Source organism: Parasphingorhabdus sp. (assembly GCF_041748495.1).
In the GTDB taxonomy this organism is placed as follows: Bacteria; Pseudomonadota; Alphaproteobacteria; order Sphingomonadales; family Sphingomonadaceae; genus Parasphingorhabdus.
Genome location: NZ_JBGTDD010000073.1, coordinates 1 through 6,518, shown reverse-complemented (window position 1 = coordinate 6,518; position 6,518 = coordinate 1). Strand labels below are relative to the sequence as shown.

Sequence of the window (6,518 nt, the reverse complement as noted above, 5' to 3'; positions counted from 1 at the left end):
CCTAGGCTAGCTTGAAATCAGCGCCTTGCTTTGGGCGAGTGCGCTGATTTCGCTTTCGTCCAAACCCAACCAATCCTGAAGCGCGGCGACATTATGTTCGCCGCGTTTTGCGGTTTTGCTGCTGCTGTCGATACCGCTTTTTGATTTTGAGAACCGATAGGGCGACTGGATGGTGCGTCTTGGCTGGCCGGCGTCGTCGGTCACATCCACCACCACGCCGAGGGCCTTGATGCTGGGTTGCTCATAAATCTCCGGGCTGAACGGGTTCACTTCTCCCCATGCCAGATTGAGCCGGTCGAGAGTATCAGTCAGTGCGGCAAAGCTCGCATGGTCCAGCATATGCTGTGCCATCGCCTCGCGGCGCATGCGGACCTTGGTTTCGACGCTGCACCCTGCGGGAGTCGGATCGGCCAAGCCGTCCCGGGTGGATAACATCACCCACATCCATTTCATATCGCCGGTGATCAGAATGCGTCGCCCTTCCGGAGCATTCCAGATGCTGTTCTCTTCCGGTTTCGGCCAGTCATCATCAAGCGCCCAATAGGCATAGTCATCGACAGAGTGGAGTACGCTGATCATCGGCAAATCGATATGCTGGCCTTCACCGCTCTGGTCGCGGACGCGTAGCGCCGACAATATCGCGATGACTCCGTGCAGCGAGCTGTAACTGTCTGCCACCGCCAGCTGGATGTCGACCGGCTTTGCCTCGCCAATCTCTGCCTGCCGCGCGATCAGCCCGGATTGCGCATGCAGCACCGGCGCATAGGCCGCCTTTTTGCGATCCGGTCCGGTCTGGCCATAGCCTGAAATCGACAGCATGATCAGCCGAGGATTGACCTTGACGAGATCGTCCCAGCCGATGCCGAATTTGTCCATCACGCCGGGGCGGAAATTCTCGGTCACAATATCAGCCTCAGCCGCCAGTTTCAGGATCAGTTCGCGCGCACCGGGGGCTTTCATATCGACGCAGATATTGCGTTTGCCGATATTCTGCTGGAGATAATAGCCGCTCACGCCTTCGCCCGGATTGCCGAGCTTGCGCGTCACGTCCCCCTCCGGCGGCTCGACCTTGAGCACTTCTGCGCCGAGGTCGGACAGCATGCGCGTGGCATAAGGTCCGGCGACAACACGCGAGAAATCGAGGACCTTGAGTCCCGCTAATGGAAATTCTGCCATAATTGCCTGACGTTAGAGTTTCATCTGCTGCTTCATGGTCTTTTCCGTAACCTTTCCATAAGGCGGGAGGAAACCAGCAATTTTGGCAATATTGATCTTCGGCTGGCGATAGACCGCCTTGGCGTGGCTGAATTCCTTGAAGCCATCGGGGCCGGTATAGGCGCCCATGCCGGAGGGGCCGACGCCGCCAAAGGGCAGGTCATGCTGGGCGATATGGAAAATCACGTCGTTGACCGTGACCCCGCCGGATATGGTCTTGTCCAATATCTTGCGCTTGTCACTTTCGGTGTCGCCGAAATAATAGAGCCCGAGCGGCCGGTCATGATCGTTCACATAGTCGATCACTTCATCGAGATTGCGGTACGTCTTGACCGGCAGGATCGGCCCGAAGATTTCCTCCTGCATCACCCGCATGTCGTCATGCACGTCTTGCAGCAAAGTCAACGGCATCTTGTTGCTGTTGGTATTGGAAAAATCCTCGTCGGCGGGGTTGACGACGGTCTGCCGCGCGCCTTTTGCGAGTGCATCGTCGATCAGGCCCTGCAGCCGCTCCTTGTGGCGTCCGTTGATCACCGAGGTATAGTCGTCATTGCCGATCAGGGTCGGATATTGCTCGGCAACGCTGGCCGCGATCCCGGAAACGACGGCGTCTTCCTTGTCATGGGGCACCAGCAGATAATCGGGTGCGAGACAGATCTGGCCGGCGTTCATCATCTTGCCCATGGCGATGCGCTGGGTGGCTTTCTGGACATCGGCATCCGGCCCGACGATGGTCGGCGATTTGCCGCCGAGTTCGAGCGTGACCGGAGTCAGATTTTGCGCCGCTGCCGCCATGACATGTTTGGCTATCCCGCCGCCACCGGTGAAGATCAGATGATCCCAGGGAATTTCGGAGAAGGATTTGCCGGTCTCCGGCCCGCCGGTGATCACCGTCATTTCTTCCGGCGCAAAATATTCGGCGACCAGTTTCTTGACCAGTTCGCCGGTTTCGGGACAGAATTCGGAAAATTTGATCATCACCCGGTTGCCGGCCCCAAAGGCACCAATCGCCGGGTCGAAGGCGAGGTTGATCGGAAAATTCCACGGTGCGATGACACCGACGACCCCCTTGGGTTGATATTCGACCTGGCCGCTGGCGCCGAGCAGGCCCAGCGGGAAGTCCATCTTGCGCTTTTCCGGGCGCATCCATTTCTTGAGATGCTTCTTGTGATCCTTGGCATGGCCAACCACCGACATCAGGTCGGTCATCACCGTCTGGACGCTGCTGCGATGGCCGAAGTCGCTGGATACCGCCTCGCATAGCGCGTCCTGATGATCGATGATCATCTGCGCGGTGCGGTTGATCCGGTCCATCCGCGTGTCAAAGCTGACCGGCAGTTCGGCATGAAAGGCGTCGCGTTGCGCCCGAAAAAGCTTCATGATTTCGTCTTTGCTGACTTCGCCAGCAGCGGCTTCCAGTGCTTCCATGTACGCTCTCCCCAGGGATGGGCAGCAAACGCCCGACCCATATCAATTTCAATTGACCACTTAAACCGGTTTTCGGCGGTTTGTCGAGGGTGAACCGGCTAGCGCGCCAAAGTCTCGATCGCCTGCGCGGTCGCTACCAGCTGTTTGGCCTGCTTGAGGTGCAGCAGCTCGGTCATTTTGCCGTCGACCACGATCACGCCCTTGCCGGCATTGATCGGATCGGCGAAGGCGGCGATGATCGCTTCGGCTTCGGCAATTTCGTCGGCGCTGGGTGCGAAGACGCGGTTGGCGGTTTCAATCTGGGCCGGATGAATCAGCGTCTTGCCATCAAAACCGCGCTTTTTCGCTTCCGCGCATTCTGCCTCCAGGCCAGCGGGATCGTTGAAATCATTATAGACGCTGTCAAGGATATCCAGGCCATAAGCACGTGCCGCGATTACCGCCTGGGACATCACCGGTCCAAAAATCGCGCGATCATGGTCGGCCCGCATTTCCTTTGCCAGGTCATTGAAGCCCATCACAAAAGTGGTCAGTCGCTGTTGCCGGCCCAGCGCGGCAATTTCCGGGAGATTGAGGATCGCCTGCGGCATTTCGATCATCGCCCAGAGATGGATATCGAGGCTGGCATCCTGGTCTTCCATCAGATAGGTGATCTGTACGATATCGTGCGGACCCAATATTTTCGGAACCAGCACCGCGTCTGCGCCAGCGAGGCAGGCCCGCTTGAGATCCTGCGCAAACCAGGGCGTGTCCATGGCATTGATCCGCACCACCAGCTCGCGCTCGCCATAATCACCCGATTGCAGAGCGGCGCAGGCATGGTCGCGCGCGGCTTCCTTGGCGTCCGGCGCCACGGCATCCTCCAGATCGAAGATGATCGTGTCGGCTTGCAAGGTTTTGGCCTTTTCCAGCGCGCGTGTGTTGGACGCGGGCATGTAGAGACAGGATCGGCGGGGGCGGAAATTTTTTTGGGTCATGGCGCAACCGTATCATCTGGACCGGCAGGCGCAAAGCTAGTTAATTTGCATATTCATACGGTTTGTCAACGATCATTGATCTAGATAAAAATTCCTGCCTTTTACTTATCTTCAGACAAGTAGGAGCGAGAGCGGGCGTGACGAGTTTTCTAGAATTCAGTTTGTTACAATCTGTTGCGATACCGCAATGAGAATTACGTTCATCGAATGATTGCTCGATGAGAATGCCTAGTTTTTAGAGCGAGAAGCAGATCGGCGAATTTCGGTTGTTCGTGGGAGGGTTGTTGGCCCATTCTGATATCCAGGATCAACCCGCTAGCCGAATCTCCCCCACCGCAGCCCTGTTGTCCGGCTGGTCCGGCCAGATCCCGCGCGTGTCATAGACAACTTTGCCCACGCGCTCGTCGAGCGGGATGGATTTGAACATGTCGTGATCGGTGAGGGTGATCATGATCGGGCAGCTTTCCAGCGCCTGATCGATATCGATCAGTTCGGCGCCGGTGCCCTCGAACGCTGCGGGCAGCTCGCTGGCATAAGGCTCGACAATCTTCACCCGCCCGCCGTAGCGCCGGGCCAGCTTGGCGGCGATCTTGAGGGCAGGGCTTTCGCGGAAATCGTCGATATTGGCCTTGAACGCCAGACCGAAGCAGGCGATCGAGACTCCCGGCAGCTCGTCGATCAGCTGCGATGCCTGTTCCAGCACATGGCCGGTCTTGCCGTCATTCACTTCGCGGGCGATGCGGATCAGCGGCGATTGCTCGGGGGCGCTGTGGATGATGAACCAGGGATCGACCGCGATACAGTGGCCGCCGACGCCGGGACCGGGTTGCAGGATGTTGACGCGCGGATGGCGGTTGGCGAGGCGGATCACCTCCCACACGTCGAGCTCCATATGATCGGCGATGATCGAAAGCTCGTTGGCGAAGGCGATGTTGACGTCGCGGTAGCTATTCTCGACGAGTTTCGTCATTTCCGCGGCACGGGCCGTGGTTGTCACCAGTTCGCCGCGGACGAAGCGACGGTAGAAGCCGAGCGCCTTGCGTGCGCAACGCGGCGTGATGCCGCCGATGCTGCGGTCATTCTGGATCAGTTCCTCGAGGATTCTGCCGGGCAGGACCCGTTCCGGGCAATAGGCAATGGCAATGTCGGGAATGTCATTCGCCAGTCCCGGGATTTTGAGATCGGGGCGCAGATTTGCGATCAGATCCCGCATTTTCTCCGTCGTGCCGACCGGGCAGGTGGATTCGAGGATGATCGTGTCGCCTGCTTTAAGGGCGGCCGCGATATTGGTTGCGGCTTCCATGACATAGCTGGTGTCGGGAATATGATTGTCGCCGAACGGGGTCGGAACCGCGATGACGAAAACATCCGACGGTTCGACCATCAGCGAAGCGCGGAGCGTCCCGCGCGAGACAACGCCTTGCACCAGTCCGTCCAGATCCACTTCCTCGATATGGATATTGCCCGAATTGATGGTGTCGACGACCTGCTGATGAATGTCCACGCCAAGGACCATGCAGCCCGAGCGCGCGATAACGGCTGCCGTCGGCAGGCCGATATAGCCCAGTCCCATGACACAGACGGTTGGCTTTTCTTCCGATAACATGTGTGAAATCACTCCGCAGGGCACCGAATGGGTGCGATTCATCTGCGGAGAAACTAGTCTGTCAGGGTAAATATTTAGGTAACAGGCTGCTCTGGCGGGAAATATTCAGGTGGCGAGGCTGTTTTCGATGATATCGGCTATTCTCTCGCTGGCCTTGCCATCGCCAAAGGGATTATGGGCGCGCGCCATGGCCAGATAATGGCCTTCATCGTCCAGTAATTTGGTCGCTTCTGTCAATATCAGGTCCTTGTCTGTCCCGACCAGTTTCGCGGTTCCCGCTGCAACACCCTCGGGTCGCTCCGTCGTATCGCGCATTACCAGCACCGGCTTGCCCAGCGCCGGTGCCTCTTCCTGGACGCCGCCGCTATCGGTCATCATGAAGTGGCAATGCTTGAGCAAGCTGACAAAATTGGGATAATCCAGCGGTTCGATCATCGCGACATTGTCGAGGTCACCCAGAGCATCCTGCATGATCCCCCGCACTTTCGGGTTGAGGTGAACGGGGAAAATCAGGGCGACATCATCCCGCCTGGCGATTGCGCGAAGGGCGCCGGCAATATTGGTCAGGCCGTCGCCGAGATTCTCGCGCCTGTGGCTCGTGACGCCAATGATTTTCCGGCCGTTGAACTTCTTGTAGAGCGTAGCCAGAGATTTATCAAAACTGATGATATCATTAGCTTTATTTGCGGTGATCAACAGCGCATCGATCACCGTATTGCCAGTGACATATATTTGCCCTGCCGGAATATTTTCCTTTTTGAGCGCTTCGGCCGATGTCTCTGTCGGCGCAAAATGCTGATCGGCAATGGTGCCGATAATCTTGCGATTCACCTCTTCCGGCCACGGGTGGTAGATATTGTAGCTGCGCAGGCCGGCTTCGACATGGCTGACGGGGATCTGGCGATAATAAGCTGCCAGAGCACCGCACATCGCGGTGGCGGTGTCGCCCTGTACCACCACCCGTTGGGGTGTGGTGTCATCAAGGATTTTGCCGATTCCGGTCAGCAGTCTGGCGGTCAGGTCATCAAGGCTTTGATTGGCCTTCATCAGGTCGAGATCGAAATCGGGCTGGAGATCGGCAATCTGCAAGACCTGATCGAGCATTTCCCGGTGCTGCGCCGTGACGCAGGTCAATGTGGTCAGGTTGTTGCGTGCGGACAGGGCCTGGACAACCGGAAAAAGCTTGATCGCTTCCGGTCTGGTTCCGAAGATGGTCAGGATTTTCGGCTTTGATACGATCTGCTGGGTCATTCCGGTTGCTTAATCACTTTTGGCTAAAATTTTCATAACTA

At 57.6% G+C, this 6,518-nt stretch carries 5 protein-coding genes; all 5 read right to left on the bottom strand.

Going from position 1 to position 6,518, the window contains the following annotated elements; all coding sequences use genetic code 11:
• Window positions 1-6: 6 nt before the first annotated feature.
• Window positions 7-1,176 carry a CaiB/BaiF CoA transferase family protein gene (locus ACEW8J_RS06015; RefSeq protein ID WP_373490741.1) on the bottom strand — a complete coding sequence of 390 codons (1,170 nt, stop codon included), beginning with the start codon at window positions 1,174-1,176 and terminating at the stop codon, window positions 7-9.
• 12 nt (window positions 1,177-1,188) lie between these two features.
• Window positions 1,189-2,643 (bottom strand): coniferyl aldehyde dehydrogenase, encoded by a 1,455-nt coding sequence (locus tag ACEW8J_RS06010; RefSeq protein WP_373490740.1) that lies wholly within the window; start codon window positions 2,641-2,643, stop codon window positions 1,189-1,191.
• A gap of 98 nt (window positions 2,644-2,741) precedes the next feature.
• The gene (locus ACEW8J_RS06005) at window positions 2,742-3,620 is read right to left on the bottom strand and encodes a CoA ester lyase (RefSeq protein ID WP_373490739.1); all 879 of its coding nucleotides are present in this window, start codon (window positions 3,618-3,620) and stop codon (window positions 2,742-2,744) included.
• Window positions 3,621-3,927: 307 nt separating this feature from the next.
• Window positions 3,928-5,226: a UDP-N-acetyl-D-mannosamine dehydrogenase gene (gene wecC, locus ACEW8J_RS06000; protein WP_373490738.1), complete on the bottom strand. Its 1,299-nt coding sequence runs from the start codon at window positions 5,224-5,226 to the stop codon at window positions 3,928-3,930.
• Window positions 5,227-5,331: 105 nt separating this feature from the next.
• Window positions 5,332-6,477 (bottom strand): non-hydrolyzing UDP-N-acetylglucosamine 2-epimerase, encoded by a 1,146-nt coding sequence (gene wecB / locus ACEW8J_RS05995; RefSeq protein ID WP_373490737.1) that lies wholly within the window; start codon window positions 6,475-6,477, stop codon window positions 5,332-5,334.
• Between the last annotated feature and the right edge of the window lie 41 nt (window positions 6,478-6,518).

Bases quoted from the DNA above. Each gene is read 5' to 3' on its own strand.
- ACEW8J_RS06015 (WP_373490741.1), bottom strand. From the start codon at position 1,176: ATGGCAGAATTTCCATTAGCGGGACTCAAGGTCCTCGATTTCTCGCGT.
- ACEW8J_RS06010 (WP_373490740.1), bottom strand. From the start codon at position 2,643: ATGGAAGCACTGGAAGCCGCTGCTGGCGAAGTCAGCAAAGACGAAATC.
- ACEW8J_RS06005 (WP_373490739.1), bottom strand. From the start codon at position 3,620: ATGACCCAAAAAAATTTCCGCCCCCGCCGATCCTGTCTCTACATGCCC.
- wecC (WP_373490738.1), bottom strand. From the start codon at position 5,226: ATGTTATCGGAAGAAAAGCCAACCGTCTGTGTCATGGGACTGGGCTAT.
- wecB (WP_373490737.1), bottom strand. From the start codon at position 6,477: ATGACCCAGCAGATCGTATCAAAGCCGAAAATCCTGACCATCTTCGGA.